This is a genomic window from Clostridia bacterium, from assembly GCA_036562685.1.
In the GTDB taxonomy this organism is placed as follows: Bacteria; Bacillota; Clostridia; order Christensenellales; family DUVY01; genus DUVY01.
The window spans coordinates 17,407-42,481 of sequence record DATCJR010000092.1; the positions used below are offsets into that span (position 1 = coordinate 17,407).

Sequence of the window (25,075 nt, forward strand, 5' to 3'; positions counted from 1 at the left end):
TCCAAAATTATTCAAGCTCATTATTTTTATCTTTTTCGTCATCGTTGTTTCCTATCGAAATATTGATGTTATTGTTCATAGTTTCGCTCAAAGTCTTTCCTATATAGTCAAGTACAGAAACTACTTTTGAATAATCCATTCTGATAGGTCCGATTACACCTGCTTGACCAATACTCTTTCCATTAAGCATGTAACTTGCGGTAATTATAGTACAGTCCGACAAAGAATCGCACTCGTCTTTGCCTATTCTTATATTTAATTCAACATTGTCTGTGGTTTTAAGCGCGGGCAATAGCTGTTCTTTTGCTTCCAGCATAGCGATTATAGATTTTGCCTTGGCTATATTGCTGTATTCGGGGTATTCTAACAGCTTAGAAGCTCCTTCTAAGACAAAGTCCTCTGTACCTGCCTGCTCATAGTATTTCTTAATAATATCCAAAATAGCATCAAATATTTTTTGATAGCCCCTAATAGTCTGCTTGATAGCCTGATTGGGCTTCATAACCTGCGCTATTTTCTTTCCACCAAAAGCCTGCATTGATAATTTGGATACAGCGTCAAAATAGCTGTCGTCCATTTCTTCTTCCATATTGACAACGGCGTCTTTCAAAACACCCAAATCGGTAACAACTATAACCAATGCGGTCTTAGCGGTCAGTTTGACGATCTTAATATTTTCTATAATTGCTTCTGAAATATCATTGACAAATGCCAATGACGTATAATTAGTAACTTCTGAGATGACTTGAGCTGTTTTTTTCAAGACATCTTTTATCTGAATCATCTGCTGATTGAATTGACTTTTTATAAGCTTAAGCTCGGCATGGGATAACTTTCTCTTGGGCATGAGCTGCTCAACATACAACTTATATGCTTCTTTGGTAGGTACTCTACCTGCTGAAGTGTGCGGCTGATAAAGATAACCCATTTCTTCTAATGCCGCAAGCTCGTTTCTTATAGTAGCCGAGCTAAATTCAGGCAAGTGCCTTGATTGAATATCCGCACTGCTGATAGGCTCAGCTTGATTGATATAATCTTCTACTATTGATTTTAATATTTTTGCTTTTCTTTCAGATAATTTGGGCATTTTTTATCCACTAATTAATGTATTTTATATTATACGCTCTTTAGCAGTTTTTTATTAAGAGCAATAGCAGTCTATCCTCTTGAGTGCTAAAACAATATTAGCATTATAGATATGCTTTGTCAACAAATTTTTGACAAAGTTGATAATATTTTGTACATATTGAAAATATTTGAAAATACTTGATGTCTTAAAAAAAGAGTTTTAAATTAAAGCAAAAATAGAAGATAAAAAGAAAATAATGTTTCATAAAATCTATTGATGTTTTAAATAGATAAAAATAGGCTTTTTAGTCCTTATGTAGATTTTGCCTGCATTTGTTGCAATAGCCGAAAATCTCAAGTCTGTGTCCTGTAACTTCAAAACCTTTTTCATTGGTCAACCGCTGTTCATAAGCTTCAAGCGGACAATGCATTATGGGCAGCATTTTTTTGCATGTGATGCATACAAAATAGTGCTTATGCTCGTGGCCGTTAAGTTCAAACAAAGTCTTATCGGTGCCGTTGAGTATAACAGTGCGGATTATATTTTTGTCTTCCAATGTTTCCAATGTCCTATAAACAGTAGAAAGATTGATGCTTACATCTTTTTTAATGAGATTGTTATATATTTCCTCAGCGGATACCGGCTCGTGCAAATCAGAAAGCAAGTTCATAATTTCCATACGGTGCTTGGTAGGTTTCAGACCATAATTAATAAGCTCATTTTTGATTTTTGTCATAATGTTTTTTCCTGTCTTTTTAGTTTTATCATACGAAGTTTTTTGATAACCGCTTTTATTAAAAGAATAGCCAAAAAGCATGCCACTCCGCTAAGCACTATCACAGAACCAGGTTTTAGCCCTTGATAAAACGAAACAAACAAACCGATTATGGTAAACGAAAGCGCGAACAAAACAGAAAAGATTACTGTTGTAAAATAGCTTTTGCTGACCTGCATAGAACAAGCAACAGGCACTACTATAATTGAAGAAACGATCAGCGCTCCTACCGTTCTGGACGCAACCGAAACTGTAATAGCGGTCAAAATTGTGAATATAAAGTTGACTGTCTTTACTTTTACACCTGACAGTCTTGCACTCTTTTCGTCAAAAGCTATATAAAACAGCTCTCTGTACAAAATTACAAATGTCAGCAAAACCAAAGCCGACAGTGCTGTGATTATATAAACTTCTAGATCTGTAATAGATATAATGCTTCCGAACAAAAAGCTGTCAAAATTAGTAGCTGTCTTGACATGGTCGGATAACACACCTGCAAGTCCTATGCCTAAGGACATAATGATAACAATGGATATTTCGGAATATTTGGGCAGTTTTTTTCGGATCGCCTCAATGCTAAGGGCCGCAATAACACACGCTAAAATCGCTCCTAAAACCGGACTGACATTAAACACAAAGCCTGCCGCAACGCCTGCAAGCGAAGTATGAGAAAGCGCATCTCCTATCATAGATAGGCGTTTTAGTACAATGGTAATTCCTATGCAGGGAATAATCAACGCTATCAAAATGCCCACCAAAAAGGCTTTTTGCATAAATACATATTCAAATATTTCCATCGTCTTCTCCGTTGTCTGCGTGTTTGTGATGATACTTTAGTTCTAATTCCAGCTGTTCTTTGGTTAGTTCTAAAAAATTACCTTTGCCTAGACACAAAATGCGCGAACAGTATTTTGAGGCGCGTTCACTATCATGCGTTACCATAAGCACTGTGATGTTTTGCTCTTTGCATTTTTGTTTTAAAATTTCATATATTTCAGATGAAGTGGCTCTGTCTATACCCGTAGTAGGCTCGTCCAATATAAGCAGGTCGCAATCGCCTGCCAATGCCTTTGCCAGCATTACACGCTGTTTTTGTCCGCCTGACAGGTTAGTGATAAGCCTGTTGGCATAGTTTTGCATGCCGACCAGTTCTAACGCCTGCATTGCTTTTTGCTTAGCGTTTTTTCCAAATTTCAAAAAACCGTATTTGCTGTATAGCCCAAGTTTTACGATTTCCAACACAGTCGCAGGAAAGTTATTGCCAAGCGATATGCTGTTTTGGGCAACATAGCCTATGCGTTTGAAGTCTTTGAACTTTTTTATGTCTTGTCCAAAAAGATATATTTCACCCGAATCGCTTTTGAGTTCGTCAAGCAGCAGCTTGACAAAGGTACTTTTGCCAGAACCGTTGGAGCCTATAACCCCCACAAATTCTCCGCGATTGGCGTAAAAGTCTAAGTTTTTTAGCACTCTTTGAGTGCCGTAAGAAAAATTCAAATTATTAACTTGTATTACTGTTTGTTCCATTTTAAATTCCGTTTTGTAAAGTTAATGCGTTTTTTATTGCAAACAGATTGGCGCGCATTACAGAAAAATAATCTGCGTTGTTTTTTATCTCGCTGCTTGTAAGGCTTTCCAATGGATTGAGAGGTACCAATTCCACTTTGACACCGTCTTCTTTATTAAGATTGCTAAAAAGTTCTTTTCCCGAGGCAGGCTCATAAAAAACAACTTTGATGTTTTTGGTTTTTATTTCTTGTATGATTTCTGCCAATTTTTTAGGGTTTGACGATTCTGAATGAAGTCCTAGCAGCGCAATCTGATTGAGATTGTATTCTTGACACAGATACGAAAAAGCCTGATGAGAAACGATTATATCTCTTTTTTCAAAACCCTGTAACTGAGTTCTAAACTCATTGTCAAGGTTGTCGCATTCTTGGGCATATCTTTCATAATTGCTTTGATAAATTTGCGCGTTATCCGGATCAATTTCGACAAACGCATCTTTTATATTTGATAAGATTATTTTTGCATTTTTGGGCGACAGCCAAATATGCGGATCTGCTTTATTATGCTCTTCTTCGCCTTCGTGTTCGTCTTCATGCCCGCCGTCAATAATGCTGACGCCGTCTGATGCTTTTACCACTTTTAGATTAGGATTATTTAAAGAAGCGAGCACTTTATCCACCCAGTGCTCCATGCCAAGCCCGTTATAAATAAAAATATCGGCTTTGTTAAGATTGATAATATCTTTAGTAGAGGGTTCATAGTCATGTGCATCTGCGCCTTGCGGCATGATGTTATACACCTTGATATCATCGCCAGCAATTTTTTGGGCAAAATCATACATGGTATAAAAACTTGCATATACCTTAATTTTTCCGTCATCAGCTTTATCTTTACAGCCAAACATAAAAAACGGAACTATCAACAAACACACTAAAAACCATCTTTTCATCAAAAATCATCAACCTTTTTATAAAACATTTGATTGCAAATGAGTTGCATTTGCAAGTATTAAATTTAATGTATAACCAAATTTATGTCAAGCAGTTTTTTGCAAGAAAAACACAAAAAAATTTTATAAAATAATTATACTCCAATATTAAACACTCTATGCAGTTACAAAATTTTAAGAATAATTATGAACAAGTTTTTTAGATTATGCATACTATAAAATAAGCAAAGGTAATTACTCTTAGCATCTATCTCCTCCAAATCATTAGATTGTAGGCGGATAAAATCTATCCGCCTGCAAATTTGTAGAAAAGATTTTAAAAATCTATTGCTTATATAGTCAATCCAAATTCCAAAGCCAAGAATTCTAGTTTATGATAATATTGAGAAAACCAAAAAATATGATCGTTTTTAAAATGCCATTTTGAACTGAAATCCATTTTGTTATATAGTTCTATCAGCTCTTTTACTTTGTCTATATCCGGAGTTTCAAGTAATTCTATTTTATTTTTTAGCTGCTCCATATAGCCTTTTTGAGTGCTGAAATACTCATAAGCTGTTTTATATATATTTTTTGAGGTTTTCGGCAGCATATTAGCTTGTGTTTTACTAAGAGAGTTATAGGCTTGTATCATTTCGGTCATTTTTATATAATTGTCCATTCCATAATACACCGCATAATCTGACGGTCCTGCATATCCTATTTCGATAATCTTTTTCACAGCAAAAATTACTTTATTGTCAATTTTAGAAAGATATCTATACAGCTTTTGGATTTTTTCTTCGCCTATTATTTTGGTTATCTGTACTTCGTCTAGGGCAAGATATTTTTCATATACGTTTAAAATCTGTTTTTTTGTGCTTCTGTCATTAAGAGAATCTATCGCTATGATTACATTTTGGGCTTGTAGTATCAGTCCGAAAGCCTGATTATAATACGATGAAATTCTTGTAAGATATACTTCGGACAAATTTTGCTGCTGGTCTTCGTTAAGTCTGTTGGCATATATATCCCATGCTTCAAAAACCTTGTCAGCTTGGTCTATTACATATTCTTTATCCACATGTAAAAACAGCTCTAAAGTTTTTGCGATCGCTACGACTTTTTCAATCCCATCAAATAGTTCGCAGTAAGCGTCTTTAGCTTGGTTTAGTCTGGTGTCGTCTATCAATTTTTTTTGACCATCGGTAAGTTTATAAAACTCTTTTTGCGCGGTAAAAATGGCGTCTTCGTCCAAGGCGGTTATTTCGTCTGCGGGTTTAAGTCTGTCAATCATATTTTGAACAGCATTAATGCGTTTTGAATAAGCTGGGCTTAATCCATCAAAAACATAGCTGAAATTATATATATCAGTTTCGTGGATGCTATCATCTTTGCTTACCACAGCAGTATTATATATTAAGATATTGGAGTTATTGCTATCAAAATAAAATTCTTGAATATTTTGGGCGTTATATTCAATCTGATAGCCTTTGTCTTGAACGATTTTAAGATTTTGCATTTTTGCGCCGTTCATATAGTCCGGCACATTGCCTAATGCCTGTATATCAAGTCCTGCAAAAAAACTCATTAAATTATCTTTAGTATCGTCTAGGCCCAAATCAAACTCATATTTCCTGCCTGAAGAAAAGTTTAAAAACATACTAGCTCCAAACTGCTGACTAGAGTCTAATTTAAAATCATTTTTTGATTTTATAGTCATAACCACATCTTCATCAGGAATAAAACATCTTTTTTCTTGATTCCAGTGAGAAGTCAATACGCATTTTTCAAAATCAAGATAATCGTCTAAAGCCAAATACCAATTTCCTGTTAAAGTATCGCAAACTATTCCAAAAAAGCTGCCAAATGCATAAAAGCCTATTTTGGCATAAACCGGCTGGTCCAGATTTTGTGACGGATAAAGCTGCATGGCAGATAGTTCAATGTTATACGATAATGCAGATATATTAGGCAAAGGCAGCGAAATCAAAAAAGCGTCAATAGATGGATCAATTATACTAATTAATCTAGACTTTTGGTCTTGGGAATTTGGTCCTATTATTTGGGAACTTTGCAAAACATAATTAGGACTTTTGCCAAAAACTGCTGTGATATTGTCGGCACCCGCCAAATCATCAATAAAACAAAATTCTTGAGCCTCTACAGAATCAAGACTTACCGCGTTTTGATAATAAAAGATTCTGTCAGCATACTGGCTGTATTGATACAGCTTTTTGTCGCTGTCATGTCCCCTTGCCTTAGTGATATAGGCATTTTCCCGCGGGTTTTGGGATAAATAATCAATGGCTGTGTAAAGACTGTTAAAACTTTCAATTAATGTTCCATCTTGCTCATAAGCATTATAGCAAACAGGTCTGGAGTCATTAACTCTCACTTTAGAATTATTAGGAACTAAAAAAGATTGAATTACGGTGTTGGTGTTTTGGTCGTTTATTAATAGATTATCTTTGCACACATTAGTGCAAAAACAAGGCAAAATCAATAAAAAAAACAATAACAGCTTTCTCACCGTTTCTCCAAAAAAAACATATTTAATATATATTAATTTGGCATTAAAACAAAAAAAATATAAGGTGTAATTATTGTCATATATAATTACACCTTATTTTTTATGTTGTTATTTTACTTATGCTTTTTTGATTATGTTAGAAATGGCAAGATTTTGTGCCAATAAAAATGCGCCGTTTATCGTGCAGTTTTCATCCTTGCTGTATAAAACCTGTGTTTTTAGATATTGGTTTTGAGACAGTTCTTGTCTTATAATTTCCAAGAAGCCCTCTCCCAGACTTCGTATGCTACCGTTAATCAAAACTATTTGGGTGTCCAAAATCAAAAGCAAATCAATTATAGCTTTGGAAACTCTTTTGGCAAAATTATTCACGACTTTTACGATTTGCTCTTCTCCTGTCTTAAAGCCTTGCGAAATCTGATTGAGCGATAATTTATGTCCAGCTTCTTCAAACAGTTTTATCAAAGCTCTTACGGAGATCAGATTATCCAAAATATCGCCTGTCAAGTTGTCTTTTATAAGCCCGATTTCGCCTGCAAAGCCCCGGTTTCCTTCATACACATTGCCGCCCCACGCAAAAGCGCAGCCTGCGCCTTTATCCAAATACAGCATTACCACCGAATCGGGTTTTTGAGCTTGAGCGTTTTGGTACTCGCTTACCAAAGCCAAACATACGTCGTTTTTTACAGCTACGGGAGCATTGAGATTGTCCTCAAACATCTTTTTGAGATTTATCTTGGAAGCGTCTTTGTACCTTAGCGCGTAAATAAATGATCCGTCTGTATTAATTCTGCCTGACGTTATAACGATAACTGATAACAGATTTTTTATTTTTTTCTCTTTTAAAAAGTCTTTTATAAGTTTTATGCAGTTGTTAAGATGTTCTATATCATAAACCAAAACGGTGGGCAAGGTAAGCTCATGCTGCATTTTGCCTGCAAAATCAAAGACCTTCAAAAAGAATTTCTCCATGTCGATTATGGCAATATGCCCCAATTTCGCGTTGATTTCTAATCTGATAGGTCTTCGTCCGATTTCATTTTTTTCGGGCGGCTGACTTTCTATTATCAATTTAAAGTCTTTTAGTTCGCGCGTTATTTTTGCCAAAGCAGTATTTGATAGATGTAAAATATCCGCCATCTCTTTACAAGACAGCGGTTTTTCTTTCAAGAGCTCCAATACAAGCTGCTGATTGATTTCTCTTATATGGCTCTGATTCTTTCCATGATTTTTATGCATCTTATAAAAATGCGGCTGTTATAGAACTTCCTATTCTTCTCAAACTTCCGTCTGGAATATATACCGTGAGTTTTAGATCGTCAAATACTTTTTCTAATACCTCTCGGCATCTATTGACGATAACTTCTCCACGTTCGCCGCTTGTTACCCCACCTGAAATAATTACGGTATCTATATCGTAGAATTCCGAATATGTCTTTAGGGCACAGGCAAGATAAACGCCTATATCCTTAAGTATATTATAAACCCTTGAGTCTTTTGCGTCCAGTAACTCTTGAAGATAAGTCAGTTTGTCTGTAGGTGTTTTGAAGCTAGACAAATCCATACCGGACATTTCGGCAAGTTTAATCATACCGTCCTGAGAAAGGTATTTTACGCCACAACCAATATCTCCGCTCCACTCGTCTATCGCTGCATCAGCATTGAGGTCAATAGGCACAAACGCAAGCTCATTTAGCCAGCCGGCAAGTCCAAAATTTTGGTCTATATATCCGCCTGCTTCGCTTGTTCCCATACTGATCGCCAAGATTTTTCCGCGGTTTAGGTATCTTGCGCCTGTAAGCGCTGCAACATCGCCATCGTTAGCGACCTTGAGTCTGGGAATGTCCAACTCTTTGCACAAATCAATCAAAATATTTTTTATATGTTTTGAAAAGTTTTCATCATCCACGCTTATAAATATTGAAGCAACTCTGACCTGGTTGTCGATATATACGCCTGCTGCGCTTACGCCCAAAGAATCTACATTTTTTAGTGCCTGCATTTCTGTCATTATTACTTTTTTCAAAAAATCATAATGATATTTTGGATCAGAATTGACTTTGGGCTGCCAAGGCGTTTCGTGATTAGAGACAAGTTTGCCGTCAACTATTGCAGAACTCTTCAAAAAGCTGCCGCCAATGTCAAGTCCTATGCGGCTGCCTTTTTGGGTATTTTGCATGGATGTAGCCACTTCCAAAGTATCAGGCACATTATTATAATCAGTAATGATTATTTCAAACGGCTCTAGATAAATTTTGGACATAAAGAAAAAGTCAAAGCTTCGTTTTCCGTTAGGACTATATATTTCTTTAAGTTTTTGACAAAGCTCATTATCTCCGCCTAAGATCACTTTGTATCCGCCAAAAACCCATAGCAAGCATTTTAATATGCGTTCGGTTATCAAAAGATTGCGGTCAAAGTTTTCTTTGCCCTTTAGAATTTCCAGTCTATAAGTATGTCTATATCCGCCGTTTCGCTCGATGCAAATAGCAAAAGGCTCACCGCCCTGCTTTTTTACATCATTTTTAAATTCTTCATAAACCAAACAAAACGGTTTGAAGTTTTTATCTATTAAAGTCAAATTGTTCATAAATTCAGTCCTAAATAATCTTTTTTAATGAGCTTATTACATTGTTTTTAAAATCATCAATAAAGCCTGCAATATATTCGGTGATATCCATATTGTCGTCTTCAATCAATGGTGTAAGGTCAAGAGCAAAATTTAGTTTGCTAAAAGAGTCAACGCTGTGGCTTTCAAAAAATGTAGCGTTGGCAAGTCTTCTGCCTTCTGCTGCTAAGTCATATCTCTTGCCGCCTGCTATCTGTGAATCAAATACTCCAAGCAAGGCTCTTTCTAGATTGGGATGAGAATCGCAGCCCAGCAAAACCTTTTTGCTGTCATCTAGCCAGTCTAGATCTCTCCAGACTTCTACACCGTACAGCTTTTGAGGTCTTATGCTCTTATCTAGACTTCTTATAGCTTTTATAACCTTGGTAACAACTCCCAAATGCGTAAGATGCTTATCGGCAAGGTTGTGAGTATAAACGATTTTAGGACGGGATTGGGTCAAAATTCTTACATAATCGTTGACAATATCGGTGTTGTTGGGATCTTTTATAGCTTTGCTGGTATATTTCAAAAGATGAAGCTCAAGGTATTGTCCTACATCGGCAGCTTGCTTTTGTTCTTTCATACGTACCTGAACCATCTGTTCATCCGTATAATCTTTGTAAAATCCTGTTCTTGCGCTGCCTGCTCCGTCAGCGGTTACGACCGCCGAAAATGCTTCGTTTGGATTATTGTAGCAATCCAAAATTGCGCTATAAGCCAAAAGCTCGACATCGTCCTGATGCGCTGCTATGCACAATCTGATATTGTCAGCCTTTTCGCGCTTGTTAGGTCTATATATTTCCTGCTCTCTATTCATTTTGATTACTCCTTATTTATTTTGTAATCGTAACTTTCTTAAGTCCTCTAGGCGCGTCTGGATTAAGTCCGCGTGCAACGCTCATATAGCAAGCCCACAATTGAGAAGCTACTACATTATAAAAAGGCATTACATAGTCCGAACCCTCTACCGGCAAAAGCATTGTGTCTGTAGCACCTTGCGCGATAGTTTGGTCATTGGTCATTACAATAACCTTTGCATCTACGCCCAAAAGCTTATCTTTCATCTCAACCATATCGTTTTGGCTCAGACCTTTGGGTGCAATTAACATCACTGTGGATTTGTCGTCAACAATAGCAAAAGGTCCATGATGAAAATCGCTGGCGGCATAAGCACGCGCGTTAATATATGTGGTTTCCTGAATCTTTAGTGCTGTTTCTTGAGCAATGGCATAGTTTGTGCCTCTAGCCAGCACTATTAATGAACTCATATTCTTATACTTTTCGCTCAAAACTGCAATATTTTCTTTGAGCGCAAAGATTTTATTTAAGTTTTCAGGAACAGATTCTAATTCTGCTTTTACTTCTTCGTTTTCTGCATAATACGCTGCTAAATTAGCCAGCAAATACATCTGTGAAGTGAATGTCTTGGTTGCAGCTACGCTGCGCTCTTTGTCTGCGTTGCAATAAAGATGAAAATCAGCAAGCTTAGCCATTTTGGATTCTAGGTTGTTGGTTATGCATACGGTAACAGCGCCTGATTCTTTAGCGTTGTTGATAACCGCCATAACGTCTTCAGCCGCACCGCTTTGAGATACGCCAATAACAAGGCTGTGTTTTAATGAAAGCTTGGTGTTATACAATGTGTTGATGCTAGGCGCTGCCAAAGCAACAGGCAGACCAGCCAGACTTTCAAAAACATATTTAAAATAATTGGAAGCGTTGTCGCTGCTGCCTCTTGCTGCAACAACAACATTTTCTATGTTTTTTTCTTTTAGTGTTTTTACAAGGTCATTTAGAGTTTGTTTATTATAGTTCAAACAGTTTTTTAGAACATCGCTTTGTTGAAAAATTTCACTTTCCATTATTGTCATAATAATTCACCTATTTATTAAATTTAGTTTAATAATTATATCATTAAATATAATTATAGTCAAATATAGTTATTTGCATTTAGTAACAATATAACGGCACATATTAAAATCAATCTTTTTTTCTACTATGACAATAAAGACATTAAAAAATGGCTTTTTGAAATTTCAAAAAAGCCATTTAAAATATCATTTTTAATTCTAGTTTTTAATCAAAGTTAATTTTTTCACTAATGATATAAATAGGACGGTTTTTCACTTCGTCATAAACTCTGCCAAGATAAATTCCTATAATGCCTAAAGCCATAAGAGTTATAGACAAACCAAGTCCAAGAGACGGGAACAACCAATAAACAACATTAGAGATCACTTTGGTAAGCTGCAAAGTTAGGACTGCAATATAGCCCAAAAATGAAAGCACTCCAAAAAATACTCCAAGTCCCAAAATAAATGACAAAGGATAATTGGTATTACTTATTATGCCGTCGCTTGCAAGTTTGACCATTTTTTTAAGAGTGTATTTGGTTTCGCCTGCAAATCTAGGATTGCGTTCATATAAAACTGCAGCTTGTTTAAATCCTACCCAGGAATTCATACCTCTTAAATACCTGTTTTTTTCAGGCATGCTGATAATTGCATCTGCAGCTTTTCTAGACACAAGTCTAAAGTCCCCTGTGTCTTTAGGAATATTAAGTCCTGTAATACGCGCCAAAAATCTATAATACAAAAACGCAGTAAGTTTTTTTAGCGGCTTTTCGCCTTTTCTTTTTGTACGCTTGCCATAAACAATATCATAGCCTTCTTTCCACTTTTTGATCATCTCGTGTACAACTTCGGGAGGATCTTGAAGGTCTGCGTCCAAAATTATTAGAGCTTGTCCGCAAGCTTCTTTCATTCCTGCACTTACTGCAGGCTGATGTCCAAAGTTTCTGCTAAATGATATAACTTTTACCGTTTTATCTTCTTGAGCAAATCTTTTTAAAATATCTAAAGATTTGTCCTTGCTCCCATCATTGACAAATATTATTTCGTACTCACCGTCAAATTTTTGTGCGGTCTTTTTTACCTCACTATAACATTCATCCAAAACTTTTTCTTCGTTATATACAGGTATAATTAAAGAATATTGCACGCTCATTTTTTTCTCCTAAAATCCCTTTTTAATGTTTGGTTTTAATTTCGGCTGTTTCTGCTTTTACGTTATCAGCGGTCTTGCGGTTATCTCTAAAGACAAAGACTTTTCGTGTAACATAATTAAATACTAGCACAAAAATCGTTATAACTATCTTTACCAGCCAATAATTGATTTTGAGTTTTTCAAAGAATACCCACATTCCCGCCAAATGTATAAAAAATCCTATTATTGACAAGACAGCAAACAGCATCGCTCCATTAAATGTCTTGGCGTATTCTTTTTGCTCAAATACAAACTTAACGCTCATTATATAATTAAATACAAGACCTAGCACAAAGCCCATGCCTGTTCCTAGTATTGATGAGTAAGCGGCTATCTCATTTTTTCTTTTGCTGCTTTCAATAATGACATTAAGAAAGTTATATGAAAAGACTTTCATATTGATAAAATAAATGACCAAAGCCATTACAAGCATATCTATTATAGTCGCAAATCCGCCCACAACCAAAAACTTAAATATCTCCCATAAGCGCGGATATTTTTTAGTCAATTCTGTTAATTTTTGAATTGATTTTTTCAAGTTTTTCCCCTTCTTTAATTAACTATTTATCATTATAAATTATATAATCGCAATGTCAATACTATCAATCAATATTGTATAGATATATTTTCCAATAACTGTTTTGCCTTTCGAACACACCGTCTAAGGTTAGACCAAGCTCATCAAAGTTATTGATCGGCAACGCCGAAAAGATGTATTGGCAGCCCATTTCTTTTAGCTTTTGGGTATTAATATCAAGATCATTGATTTGCTTGCCTGCATTTTTAGAAACCGTATATATTTTTGGTATTTCAGCCGACAAGATATAGCACTTATTGCCCCAATAATCAAAATATTGTCTTAAATGCTCGCTCTTTTCAAGCTCGCCTGCTATTATCTCTCTAAATTCATGCTTATACTCCAAAGGATAGTTTTGGAAAAAACCGTCCAAGGTATAAAAACCGTTCATACTAGCAATAGCCGGATAAATTCCAAGGCTTACAACCTTATATTCGTCTTGCGGTTTGCCAATATGATCTTTTATTATTTTAAAAAGCTCTTCATCTACATATTGTTTATAAGTAGGATAATTTTCTTTAATACGGTCTTTATCAAAAACACTATTAATGGTGGCATAATAACCTACATCAGGAGATGCAAACTCATATACGCCCAAAACGGTATAAGACATTACAACACACAAAATTACGCCAAGTACAATGCATGCCGGTTTTTTGAGACCGTTTAACTTTTTTATAAGATTTTCAAATACTCCCCAATCAACAAGCAGCTTTAAACTTATTGCAAAGATTATTGCCCAAGTTACCGCATAGCTTAGAAACATACGGTGAAATTGAAAACCTTTCAAAACTCCAAGATGATCGATTATAAAAGTAACAGGCTTGGTATAATACAATCCGTTAATAATTGCGCACAAAAAGTTGTATCCAACCAGCAACCAAACTATTTTGAGATATTTTTTGTCTGTTTGGTTTAATTCGTTATTTTTATCCTTAACAATAGCAATTATCGCCATTGGTATTAACACCAAAAAGCTATAAATTTGTCCGCTTGCGGCATGAACTTGTCCTACAAAAAACAAGACAAACACTTCTTCAAAGAAGTTTGTGCTTGTAAGCCTGTTCATAAAGATAAGCGAACGTTCTATGCGTTCGATGCGCATGGAAACATAGTTGTCAAACAATGTCATATATATCATCTTGATATTGGTCAATACATATATTCCTGTTAACAAAGCTAGACCGATCCAAAGATGATAAGTGTTTTTAAAGCCTTTTTTTATGGTAACTACAAGAGCAAGAATTCCAAAATAGACGAGCAGATAATATCCAGTCAAGATCAATGAAGACGATACTCCAAAAAACGCTATAAGAAGATATGATATTGCTTTCTTTTGGTTTTTGTACAAATTCCATACTGCCAAAACCAAAATCGGCTGGCCATAAATAGATAAGCCATATACAGAAAATACAGGAAGGAGTGCAAAAATCAAACTTGCAAAAAAGCTGATATAGCAATACTCCTTTTGAATAATACGATTAAGTAAAAAATACAATCCCAAAAAACCTGTGATTTTTACAAAGAAGTCATTGAAAATATATGCCCAAAAAGTAGGCAGAACCATATATATCAGCGTTTGAATAGGAGAAAAGACATTAACAGAACCTACTGACAATCCGTCCATAATCTCCGGCATATTGCCGTTAAAGCTAAGGAGATATTTTCCGCTGAGCTTATAAAACAAAATTTCAGAATCCAGATTATCAAAAATACGAATATGAGAATTTTCCCCCGCTGCTAGGTAAGGAATATAATAAAGAACAATTAGACCTAATCCAATAAAAAGAAAAAGTCGATATAAATCTATAGACTTTTTTGGTTGAGAATCAATATCATTCATTAAATTAATTTTATTGTTAAAAATTTTTAAAGTCAAATAAAATTATCTTATTTTAATCTATTTTCATATACTCTGTAATTCTTTTTGATTTTCTTAATATAGCCTTGAGTTTCTTTAAATGGAATATATTTTAAGGTTACTCCGTCATCTGAATATTCTGGGTTATTAAGCCAAGAGGACACATTGCCCTCGCCTGCGTTATATGCTGCAAGCGCGGTATAAATGTTTTTGAATTTTTTTAGCATACTGTCAAAAAAATGCACGCCTATTTTTATATTGACATCGGGATCATACAACATATTAGTGGTAAAGCCTTCAATATTTAACTCCTGCGCTACCATAGCCGCAGTGGCAGGCATAAGCTGCATAAGCCCTATTGCGCCTGCGTTGCTAACAGCATCAGGATTAAAAGTGCTTTCTGTTCTTATGATAGAAAAAATCATAGCTTCGTCAAGGCTATAATTCTTGCAATGTTTATAAATTATATCCTTATACTTAAGCGGATAAGAAATCATGACATAAATATTGGCGGCAATCAGCATAGCCGTAACTGCCGTCAAAAAAATAATTGCATAAATACGTATTGAAATTAACTTTTTCAAAGCATACTCAATTCATGGATTAATTTGCGATACTCGGTCTTTATTTGATCAACAAATTCCTGTTCGCTGCCATTGTTATGTATCACCAGATCGGCTACCTTTAATCTTTCTTCATCGCTTGCCTGATGATTCAAAATATTATATGCCTGCTGTATGCTAATATTATCACGCCGCATCATTCTTTTTATGCGTGAATTTATATCGGCGATAATAACCCATACGCGGTCAAACATATCTATCATGCCGCTTTCCACCAAAAGCGGTATGACCACAAAAACGACCGAACAGTTTTTTTGCTCATCTATCTGTCTTTGAATTTCTTGTCTGATTAACGGATGAGTAATTGAATTAAGAAGTTTTACTCTTTGTGTATCCTGAAAAACATATTGCGAAAATTTGCGCCTAATAAGCTCGCCGTTTGAATCAAAAAAATCATCGCCAAAAGCCTGTCTGATTTTTTGCGCGGCGATTGAGCCTTTTTGGGTAATATTACGCGCAATAATATCGGCGTCAATTATACAAGCGCCTAAATCAGCCAATGTATTGCTTGCAAGTGTTTTTCCACATGCTATTCCGCCTGTAATTGCAATCTTTAACATAACCCACCCTTTTAGACTAATCGTCTATAAAATTATATTTCGTACCAATTATCTCCTATGCCCACCTCTACCAAAAGCGGAACGTCAAATTTCATTGCATTTTCCATTTCGTATTTTAAAATTTCAACTACCTTGTCAACTTCTTCTATCTTGCTCTCCACTATCAATTCGTCATGCACCTGCAAAATCAAGCGGCTTTTTAGATTTTGTCTTTTAAATTCTCGCGCAACATTAATCATAGCTATTTTTATAAGATCCGCCGCCGTTCCCTGCAAGGGCATATTCATAGCCGCTCTTTCGCCAAACGCTCTTACTGTCCGGTTAGGCGAATTAAGTTCGGCTATTTTTCTCACTCTTCCGCTAGCTAGTACCACTTCGCCGCTTTTTTTTGCGCTCTGAACGCATTGGTTCATATATTCTTTTACCCTAGGATAATTGGCAAAATATTTTTCTATATATTTATGCGCCTGAGAAACAGGAATATTAAGATTTTTGGCAAGTCCAAAATCGCTGATGCCATAAATTATTCCAAAATTGACCGCCTTGGCATCTCGTCTCATTGTCTTGGTTACCTGCTCGGGCGGCACGCCGAACACTTCGGACGCAGTATGGGTATGAATATCGGCATTGTCGCGGTATGCCTGTATTAATTTAGGTTCGCCCGAAAAATGCGCAAGCAATCTTAGTTCGATCTGCGAATAATCCGCGGTTACCAGCTTATAGCCCTCTCTTGCCACAAACGCGCGCCTGATTTCCCTGCCTTCTTCATCTCTTACAGGAATGTTTTGCAAGTTAGGTTCTATGCTGGACAGTCTGCCTGTCGAAGTCAATGCCTGGCGGAACACCGTATGTACTACGCCGTCCGCATCAGCTACTTTTTTGAGTCCTTCAACATAAGTGCTGTTGAGCTTAGCGATTGTACGGTATCTCAAAATATAATCTATAATTTCGTGCTTGCCTTTTAGTTTTTCCAAGGCTTCGGCATCAGTAGAATGCGCTTTGGTCGTCTTGGTGTTTTTGGTGGGCGAAAGGTTAAGTTTGTTATACAAAATATCGCCCAATTGTTTTGGCGAATTGATATTAAAGCTCTCGCCTGCAAGCTCATAAATTTTTTCGGTTATTTCTTTTAAATCCGCATTGTACTTGTCGTTAAGCTTGTTTAAAACGCCGATGTCAAGCTTAAATCCTACGCATTCCATATCATACAAGACATCGGCAAGCGGCATTTCTATATCATAAAACAGATGCTCAAATCTTGTTAAATCAGGCGATAATCTCTCTTTTATTATGTTAAGCGAAACTGCTGGCGCATTTTCGTCGCAGTCATAGCGGTTGAGTAATTTTTTGAATATTGTAATTCCCATGCCGCCGTCAACTACATACCCCGCAAGCTGAACATCAAACACGCCGTTTAGCTCAATGCCTATTTTGCTTAGATAATGGCGCATGTTCTTGTAGTCAAACAATGTCTTGATAATATTGGGGTTTTCTAAAAAAGGCTTCAGTGTTTTAACCGCAGTTTCAAAGGCTATTCCTTCGCCCAACAAGTTATCTGCGATAATGATTTTGTATTCATCAGATGTGTTAACTGCGATATTGATATCCTTTTCCCAAACGATAGAAAATCCCTTAGTTAAATCAAGCGCGGCCATATCCTGCTCGGTTTTTATTTCTACCAAGGTAGCCGGCTTTTTTTCGGGGAATGTGTTTAATGCAACTTCGGTATCTACGCTGTCCTCAAAAATATCTTTTTTTAGCAGGCTCTTAAACTTCAGTTTTTCAAACTGTTCTCTTATGCATGCCGCAAAAGGATAAGCATATTCAAATTCTTTTAAGGCGAACTCATAAGGAGCTTCTCTGTTAATAGTGGCAAGCTCATAAGAAAGATATGCCGACTGCTTGCCTGCTTCCAGCTTTTCTCTTAATTTATCAGTAAGCTCGTCCAGATGTTCATAGACGCCGTCCAATGTCTTATAATCATTAATAAGTCTTAACGCAGTTTTTTCGCCTATACCGCTGACACCCGGAATATTATCCGAAGCGTCTCCCATCAACGCCTTAAAATCAATCACTTGTTCTGGCGTCAGACCGTATTCTTCTTTTAGGCGGACAAGGTCAATTTCGGCGACTTCGGATAAACCTTTTTTTGTAAGATATACTTTGGTTCTATCGTCTATTAACTGTAAAGTATCTCTGTCGCCTGTAAGTATGATTACATCAACGCCGCACTTTTTTGAGATTGTGCCTATAAGGTCGTCCGCTTCATAGCCCTTTAGCTCAACTGTTTTTATATTCATGCATTTAAGAAGGTCTTTTAGCATGGGCATTTGAGACGCAAGGTCCTGCGGCATCTTTTTTCTGTTAGCTTTGTAATCGGTGTACATTAAATGCCTGAATGTCGGATGCGCCAGGTCAAAGCACACGCCGATATATCTAGGCTTATATTCATTAATGGCTTTTAGCAGCATAGTGGTAAAGCCATAAACCGCATGCGTATAATTGCCCTGTGAATCGGTAAGCGGCGGCAACGCAAAAAATGCACGGTTGATAAGGCTGTTGCCGTCAATTAAAACTAATTTTTCTTCAAAGTCAAAATTTCCCATATGGTTATTATATCATACATTGACAAAATATTAGCTTGTTACAGTAACATTGTGTTTTTCTGATATTTTCAAAAAAACAAGGTTTTTTGCCAAAAAAAGAAGAAAAAGCCCCTTTGGATGTTCCAAAAGGGCTTTTATTAAAAAACATTATTCTTTATCTACTGTTTTATCAATCAAATACTGATCATCTTGATAATTTTCAATTTCATCTTCTTTTTGGAGTTCATGCTGATTTTGTTGCTCCTGATTTTGGTTATCTTTGGGTTTGGCGATTATTCCCAAAATCACAAGCACCGCCAAAACTCCGCTTATTATTTCCTCTATAAAAGGCTGGTCTATCTCTATTCCCAGCCTGTTTAGAATAGTCTTAACTACAAGCAGAATCGCGGCGCTTAGACTCATCCAAAAGCCATAGCTACGATACACACTCTTGTTGGACATGATTATTCTCCTCTTTTTGAACATTGTGCTTTTTCTCTATAGACTGCTTAATCTGAGCTACGTCTTCGCGTATTTTTCGCACGATACCTAGATTTTCGCTAAGACCCTTGATAGCAGCCTGATACTTGCTTTCGCGGATTTTGCTTTCTTTTAACTGATACACCAGTAAAACGCAAAACAAAACCGCCCAAAGCCCGTTGGTCGCCGCCATTTTCAAAACTTCTTCCCACATATTTTTAGCTCCTTGCTTCTATTGCGTTTAAAAGCTTTCGATAATAATAAGTGTCCAAAGAATTTTTGATTACGTCATTGGTTTCTGCCAACTTTAACGCTTCTTTTTTGGACATGCTGTTTAGATAATCTAGAATATATTCAAACTTTTTTTCTTGCTTATGAGTGTTTAGTTCTTTTTCAATTTCGCTTAAGCCCGTAGTTTTGTTTTTCAAAATCTCATATTGTCCCAAAGTCAAATCCTGCTCTGCTTTTTGGCGGTTGATGTTGTATTCGGCTTCGTACTTGGCAAGCTCGTTATTGTACTTTTGGACTTCTTCTATCTTATCGCTGCGCTCTTTTTTGAGTTCGTCTATCTCTATCGCAAGTTTTGCCGCATAAGTGATATCAAGGTCATTGAGCGCCGACTGCTTTTTGGTCTCAAGCTCAGCGATCTTATAATCTATTTCAGCCGCCTGTTCTATATATGAATTTCGGACTTGGGCTATTTGTTGGGCTTGTTCTTGGTCAAACGCCGCCGCCTGCGACAACGCGATAGACGATCTTGCCAACCCCCTTTTTAGAGCCTCGGCTGCGGCAGAAGATTTTGCCTGACTGTAAGTATCTTGAATCACGCTTTCTTTTTGCGCCAAAGCATCATATAGCTGCTTTTTGTAATCGCTTAAATCATTTTTCTGATTTTGCGTTTCTTCCATGATCGCCTTTGTGCTTTTGTTGTAATATTCCGCCAAAGAGTTTTTTGCCAAGTTCTCTATCTCGCCATCAGTCAACGGCTGATATTCCAGCTTTTGCACGCCGCTGCTTTTAGGCAAAACCACATTTTCAAATTGCTTGTCCACAGAATACTGCTCGTCAATATTTTTGAGCCCTTCTTCAAGACTGGAAGATGTAGATTTGATTGTGTTTACAGGGTTTATTTCAACCGTCTTGTTGTTTTTCTCCAGATTTGCTTTTATGTTCAGATCCTTTAGAAGTTTGGAATAATCTATTGCCATTATATACTCCTTTGTAATAGTTAATTATTTTGTCGTGCCGCACCATGCGGAATATCTCTTTGGGCGGTATAAACTTATATTCGTCTTTCATTGCTTCATCCTCAAACGTCCTTTTATGCTCTCTATGGTAAACGCGTTGTTTTTAGCTAGCATGTCGCCCATAGAAATCAGCGTGCCTTCAAAGTTTTCCGGAGCGGATTTTCCCAAAACATATTTGCGTTCTTTTATGGTGTTATCCGCCTTAGAGTAAACCAAAATATATCCGCCGTCCTTGATATACACTCCGCTTATGTTCCTGCCCTTGCCTATCGCTATGGATTTTTGAAAAAACATCTATATCTCCTAAAAGCTAAAAGTCAATAAAACAGAAAAGCTGTTGTAGCCCGTTTGGCTGCCTTGCAATATGTTGCAAAATCTTATACTCGCGTCCGTCTGATATGCGCTCTGATCTGATAATATTTCTATGTCAGTATAGATAACAGGCGCTATCTCTAAGACATTGCCTTGTCTAAAGACAATAATGTCATTCATGACAAAAGCCTGCTCTAGCAAAAAAGGCGCATTGCCTTGCGTTATCAAGCTGATTTCACACAAGTCATAATCTATTTCATATAGATAAAAAACATTGGCAGAATCCGTTATAATAATGTACCGCGTATCCAAAAACACCTTGTCAATATTGCTCACATATTTGTTAAGGTCAAAAATATCCAATTTTTCTGACACATAAGAATACACCGCGACTTTTTTGTCCTTGTCCGAAAAAGCCACGATAGCCTCTCCGATATAATACATACGGTCGGGCGAAATTGATTTTAAGGTCAATATTATCTGACTGTACAACGGATTGGCGTCTGCGTTCAAAAGCGCCTTATGAACTGTTCCGTTTAAATCATCTTTTTTATAGTTAGTTGCAAAAAGTGTATTTCGTCTGTACGATGTACCCAAAAACTGTGTATTTTCGGCTTCTATTGTGCAGTTATCCGTCAATATCGGACTTTGGTCCATATAACCAAAAGTCTGTCCTTTTAAAATACCATGGCTAAAATAATACAAAACCATATTTTTGCCGCCTGCGTATTCCAAAGACATCAGTTCTATATCGCACTCTAGGTCATTTTGAAAAGTCTTTTCAACAATCCCACCATTAGAAACATCAAAAAAATACAGCCTTTTTTTATCATGCCCTAGCAGTGTGTCTGATTGGTTGCACACAACCGCAATCTTGCCTGCGCACATATCCAATAATGAAACTCTTGCAGGCAAAGTTATTTTTCCGATAAATTTAAGAGTGCCTAAAAAGTCTTTAAAAACTTCTATTTCGTTGTTTTTTACGCTCAGCAAAAATTGACGGTCTTTTGAAACAAAAATTTTTGACAAGTCCAAATGCAAACATCTTGTATGCGTCTTAGCGGAAACTGCTTTTATTTTGGCGTGCATGCTAAAGTGTGCCATAACATCATTAATTTTTAATGATGTTATTTCTTTTTTTATAAAATTTACAATCTCTATTCTTGCCTTATCATCAAATGTGCAAGTCAAAACAGCGTCTTGGATTTTACTGTATGTCGCGCTAGAAATTATTACAGGCTCGCCTTTATAAAAGATGATTATATTTTTTGCGTCCTGTTGGTGGGGACAAATCAGCCTAAAGGTATTATGATTAGGAAAAATACAAGGGTAACGCTTTGTAATATTTTGCAGGTCTTCAATACTATGATAATCGCAATATCCGTAAGTAAATGCATCATAATCCAATGCTTCTATCCCCAAAAACACTTTTATAAGCGGATTATCGCCTTGAACAAACACTTCTGAAAACGGAAAATAAAAATACGCCGTTATTTCCATAGGCTCGCTGCCCTTATATACTTTTTGGGGCAACATGCTGTGGGTTATTAAGTTACCGTTTAAATCGGCGCAAAAACCAAGTTCGGTTATTCCCTGACCCACAAATTCATTTTCATCCAAAACTATCTTTCTAAGAACATAATAATCGCCCTTCGTCCAGTCGGCGTTGTATTCTATTATCTTAGCGGGTTTGACAGAAATGGGCGAAAACAGACTGTAATTAATCACGCTGGGCGTTCCTGTTCCGCTGCCAAACGCAATATAATCGGTAACCTTATACCCCTGATTGATTTTTTCTCTGAAGTTAGAAAGCATTATGTTATGCGAAATGTAAGTTTTGCCCTGATGTTTAATGATATATGTATTTTTCATTGTGTTACCTTTTTTACCCCAAATTATATGGCGTGGTGGATAAATTCACACTTGAAATCTTTTCTTTGGTCATAATTGAATTGGCGGTTTTGAGATAAATTTTTTGGTCTATGGTTTTGAACAAAAACATAGGATACGGCGCGTCAAACACCGCTCTAACAGTTTCATAAACGCCTGACTGCAAAATAATCTCTGTCTTGCCTGACACCTGATTGGTGGGATACACTATGCGGTAAAACGGTTTTGAGTCTTGAATATAAACTATAAGATAGCCTATGGCTATCGGCGCAACCGCCGCACAATCTACATCATTGTCAATGTCTAAGGTATGGCTTCCAAGCACTTCAAACTTAAGTTCTTTTTGCTGCCCTATGTACGTTAATGCCGTTTTATAGTCATCATCAAAACCTTGGCACAACGAAAAATCCTGTCCCTCGCCCAAAACCAAAGGCTCCTTAAAAAAATCAAATTCACAGGTGTCGCTAACATAACAGCAGATTTTATCTTCAATTTTTAGTCCAACAATGTTTTTTGACTCGCGGTTAATAAGCTGGATATTGACATCACTTTCAAATCCGCGCACATTGCCGCCCGAGATTATAAAGTCATAAGAAATAAGTCTTCCGCTGAAATCCTGCCCATCGATTACAATCCCCAAGCTGTTACTAAGCTGTCCTTGAGTGCAAAAAAAGAAAAAATACTCTCTTTCGCCTAGGTTTAGTTCAATCCTGTCAACATAGCATATAAAACCGTTCAGCTTGCAGGCAAAATCTATGGTTGATTGTTGTTCTGCTATGAGCCGTAGTTTGCCTATTATTGTAACCAGAGTGTTTTTAGCAGAAGAAAACTTTATCTCAAAGGTGTAATTATCTTGTATTTTTTCATTAAGAGTTTTATTTACCTGCCAATTAGACATTATTATATTGGTTTTGTTTTCTATGCTTTTTAGCCGTTTGTTTAGGTCTTCTATATTTAGATATGCCAGTTTTCCAAAGTCCATTTTTTAACCCCCTATTTTGTGATATTGAGTTCAAGCATAGGACGGGTTATGTAGCTATTGGAGCTTAAAACCAAAAACGAAATACTTATAAGTCTGAATTTTAGCCTGAACGGTATTCTGGTTACCGCCCTGCTGCCCTGGACTTTGAGCTTATATACTTTTCCGTCTGCATTAATAACAATTTCGCAAGGCGTATGACTCACAAGGCATATGGCTTTGAGTGTTTTTATATAATCTCCGCGCCCCAGATCGGTATATGGCGACTGCCAGACCTTCAAAAATTCCTGACCATAATATTGACCGCATGCAGACAAAACGCTCAAAATACCTGAATGTTCACTGTGCGAACAAAAAGTCAAAAGCTCTTTTGAACCGATTTTTAAAACCAAAAAACTACCGACATCTATGCCCCTGTAAACTATGTATGTTTTTTTGGCTGTGTCGTATTCAATAACCGCATTGCACACATGATCTGAGTTTTCGCACAAAACCTTTTGACCGTCCGAAAAATCAAATCGGCAGGCAAGATAATATTTTCCGTTATAAAAGACTGCGTGGGCGTTGTCTATATCTTTTATCGCTCTGGTGATTTCGTCCATTATTCGGTATGTCTGCAATCCGTCAAAAGCATACAGTCCGCTTGAAGTCAAAAATATCACATGGTCGCCGCACAAGGTAACGGTGTTTTTGCATATTCTGCCGCTGGAAGTGAACAGGTGCGAAACAAAAAACTGCGTCTGGTCTGCATACGCGCTTATTCTTGTTATGCCAAACTCTCTAAAAACATAGACATAGTCCAAAAAACTCATAACCTTTAAAAGCGCGCCTCTCTCGTCGTTCATTTCTATAAAGCCTGCGCTTTCAAGGTTTATATCCCAGTTAATCGGATCAAGCTCTTTTGAAAACCAGATCTGATTGCTCTCGCCTGTCGATGTGGCAAACAGCCTTTCATAATGAACGGTCATAGACGCAATCTTGGGAGCTTGTTCTACCCTGTATGGCTCGTCAACTCCATTAAAGACCAGCATTTCGTCTGTGGGCGAAGTGACAATCAAAACATCTTCGCTGTTAAGGCGGTAATTGAGAAAATTGGGCGTGCTGGAAAAGTATGAGTTAGGAATTTTGGTAAATTCGCAAGACGCCCCAAAAATATCGTTATAGTAAAGAAATCCGTCTGACATATAAAGTATCAGCTTGTCATCTCGTCTAAGCAGCGAAAAGTCATAGCGGTAATACTGCCATGCGGCTTTTATCTGTCCTTGGGGGTAAACTAATTCTTTTGTTTTTTCCAGATGTTCTGACGACAACGCCTGTATGCCAAGCCCGTCCTTTAACGCACCGTCCGAAATGTCAAAGTTATATGTATTAAAGGCGTACTTTATAGGCATTATGTTGGAATCAATATCACGCACCATTCCGCCGCTGAAATTTGCAAACTCTACTATTGTGTTGCGCACTTTGGGCGTTTTTAGATTTTGATGATAAAACATA

24 protein-coding genes are annotated in these 25,075 nt (G+C 36.7%); all 24 read right to left on the reverse strand.

The window, feature by feature from the left end:
* Window positions 1-7: 7 nt before the first annotated feature.
* The 24 genes from hrcA to VIL26_04330 all read right to left on the reverse strand — a co-directional run bounded on the left by hrcA (window position 8) and on the right by VIL26_04330 (window position 25,074).
* Window positions 8-1,087: a heat-inducible transcriptional repressor HrcA gene (gene hrcA / locus VIL26_04215; GenBank protein ID HEY8390138.1), complete on the reverse strand. Its 1,080-nt coding sequence runs from the start codon at window positions 1,085-1,087 to the stop codon at window positions 8-10.
* A 286-nt stretch (window positions 1,088-1,373) separates the two neighbouring features.
* A complete protein-coding gene (locus VIL26_04220) occupies window positions 1,374-1,805 on the reverse strand; it encodes a Fur family transcriptional regulator (protein ID HEY8390139.1) in 432 nt (143 codons plus the stop codon).
* Window positions 1,802-2,641: a metal ABC transporter permease gene (locus tag VIL26_04225; protein HEY8390140.1), complete on the reverse strand. Its 840-nt coding sequence runs from the start codon at window positions 2,639-2,641 to the stop codon at window positions 1,802-1,804. Before VIL26_04225 ends, VIL26_04220 begins: the two co-directional genes overlap by 4 nt.
* Window positions 2,628-3,371 (reverse strand): metal ABC transporter ATP-binding protein, encoded by a 744-nt coding sequence (locus VIL26_04230; GenBank protein HEY8390141.1) that lies wholly within the window; start codon window positions 3,369-3,371, stop codon window positions 2,628-2,630. Before VIL26_04230 ends, VIL26_04225 begins: the two co-directional genes overlap by 14 nt.
* A 1-nt stretch (window position 3,372) precedes the next feature.
* Entirely contained in the window at window positions 3,373-4,302 is a 930-nt protein-coding gene (locus VIL26_04235) for a zinc ABC transporter substrate-binding protein (protein ID HEY8390142.1), read from the reverse strand.
* 331 nt (window positions 4,303-4,633) lie between these two features.
* Window positions 4,634-6,814, reverse strand: a complete 2,181-nt coding sequence (locus tag VIL26_04240; protein ID HEY8390143.1) for a hypothetical protein — start codon at window positions 6,812-6,814, stop codon at window positions 4,634-4,636.
* A 117-nt stretch (window positions 6,815-6,931) separates the two neighbouring features.
* On the reverse strand, window positions 6,932-8,053 hold the full coding sequence (locus VIL26_04245) for an ROK family protein (GenBank protein ID HEY8390144.1): 1,122 nt from the start codon (window positions 8,051-8,053) through the stop codon (window positions 6,932-6,934).
* A 1-nt stretch (window position 8,054) separates the two neighbouring features.
* On the reverse strand, window positions 8,055-9,404 hold the full coding sequence (locus VIL26_04250) for an ROK family protein (GenBank protein ID HEY8390145.1): 1,350 nt from the start codon (window positions 9,402-9,404) through the stop codon (window positions 8,055-8,057).
* A 10-nt stretch (window positions 9,405-9,414) separates the two neighbouring features.
* Window positions 9,415-10,242 carry a PIG-L family deacetylase gene (locus VIL26_04255; GenBank protein HEY8390146.1) on the reverse strand — a complete coding sequence of 276 codons (828 nt, stop codon included), beginning with the start codon at window positions 10,240-10,242 and terminating at the stop codon, window positions 9,415-9,417.
* A gap of 16 nt (window positions 10,243-10,258) precedes the next feature.
* Window positions 10,259-11,296: an SIS domain-containing protein gene (locus VIL26_04260; GenBank protein ID HEY8390147.1), complete on the reverse strand. Its 1,038-nt coding sequence runs from the start codon at window positions 11,294-11,296 to the stop codon at window positions 10,259-10,261.
* Between the two features lie 205 nt (window positions 11,297-11,501).
* A complete protein-coding gene (locus tag VIL26_04265; GenBank protein ID HEY8390148.1) occupies window positions 11,502-12,431 on the reverse strand; it encodes a glycosyltransferase family 2 protein in 930 nt (309 codons plus the stop codon).
* Between the two features lie 22 nt (window positions 12,432-12,453).
* Window positions 12,454-13,008: a GtrA family protein gene (locus VIL26_04270; protein ID HEY8390149.1), complete on the reverse strand. Its 555-nt coding sequence runs from the start codon at window positions 13,006-13,008 to the stop codon at window positions 12,454-12,456.
* 64 nt (window positions 13,009-13,072) lie between these two features.
* Window positions 13,073-14,890, reverse strand: a complete 1,818-nt coding sequence (locus VIL26_04275; protein ID HEY8390150.1) for a DUF6044 family protein — start codon at window positions 14,888-14,890, stop codon at window positions 13,073-13,075.
* 47 nt (window positions 14,891-14,937) lie between these two features.
* The gene (locus VIL26_04280; GenBank protein HEY8390151.1) at window positions 14,938-15,492 is read right to left on the reverse strand and encodes a lytic transglycosylase domain-containing protein; all 555 of its coding nucleotides are present in this window, start codon (window positions 15,490-15,492) and stop codon (window positions 14,938-14,940) included.
* Entirely contained in the window at window positions 15,489-16,091 is a 603-nt protein-coding gene (coaE, locus tag VIL26_04285) for a dephospho-CoA kinase (GenBank protein HEY8390152.1), read from the reverse strand. The genes VIL26_04280 and coaE overlap by 4 nt, the downstream gene beginning before the upstream one ends.
* Before the next feature lie 32 nt (window positions 16,092-16,123).
* Window positions 16,124-18,694, reverse strand: a complete 2,571-nt coding sequence (gene polA / locus VIL26_04290) for a DNA polymerase I (protein ID HEY8390153.1) — start codon at window positions 18,692-18,694, stop codon at window positions 16,124-16,126.
* 147 nt (window positions 18,695-18,841) lie between these two features.
* The gene (locus VIL26_04295) at window positions 18,842-19,135 is read right to left on the reverse strand and encodes a phage holin (GenBank protein HEY8390154.1); all 294 of its coding nucleotides are present in this window, start codon (window positions 19,133-19,135) and stop codon (window positions 18,842-18,844) included.
* Entirely contained in the window at window positions 19,110-19,367 is a 258-nt protein-coding gene (locus tag VIL26_04300; protein ID HEY8390155.1) for a BhlA/UviB family holin-like peptide, read from the reverse strand. Before VIL26_04300 ends, VIL26_04295 begins: the two co-directional genes overlap by 26 nt.
* A gap of 4 nt (window positions 19,368-19,371) precedes the next feature.
* Complete coding sequence (locus tag VIL26_04305) at window positions 19,372-20,361, reverse strand: hypothetical protein (protein ID HEY8390156.1); 990 nt, start codon at window positions 20,359-20,361, stop codon at window positions 19,372-19,374.
* Window positions 20,285-20,452 carry a hypothetical protein gene (locus VIL26_04310; protein ID HEY8390157.1) on the reverse strand — a complete coding sequence of 56 codons (168 nt, stop codon included), beginning with the start codon at window positions 20,450-20,452 and terminating at the stop codon, window positions 20,285-20,287. The genes VIL26_04305 and VIL26_04310 overlap by 77 nt, the downstream gene beginning before the upstream one ends.
* Complete coding sequence (locus VIL26_04315) at window positions 20,449-20,694, reverse strand: hypothetical protein (protein HEY8390158.1); 246 nt, start codon at window positions 20,692-20,694, stop codon at window positions 20,449-20,451. Before VIL26_04315 ends, VIL26_04310 begins: the two co-directional genes overlap by 4 nt.
* Window positions 20,695-20,703: 9 nt before the next feature.
* A complete protein-coding gene (locus tag VIL26_04320; GenBank protein ID HEY8390159.1) occupies window positions 20,704-22,584 on the reverse strand; it encodes a hypothetical protein in 1,881 nt (626 codons plus the stop codon).
* Between the two features lie 13 nt (window positions 22,585-22,597).
* Window positions 22,598-23,584, reverse strand: a complete 987-nt coding sequence (locus tag VIL26_04325; GenBank protein HEY8390160.1) for a hypothetical protein — start codon at window positions 23,582-23,584, stop codon at window positions 22,598-22,600.
* 11 nt (window positions 23,585-23,595) lie between these two features.
* Entirely contained in the window at window positions 23,596-25,074 is a 1,479-nt protein-coding gene (locus VIL26_04330; GenBank protein HEY8390161.1) for a hypothetical protein, read from the reverse strand.
* Between the last annotated feature and the right edge of the window lies 1 nt (window position 25,075).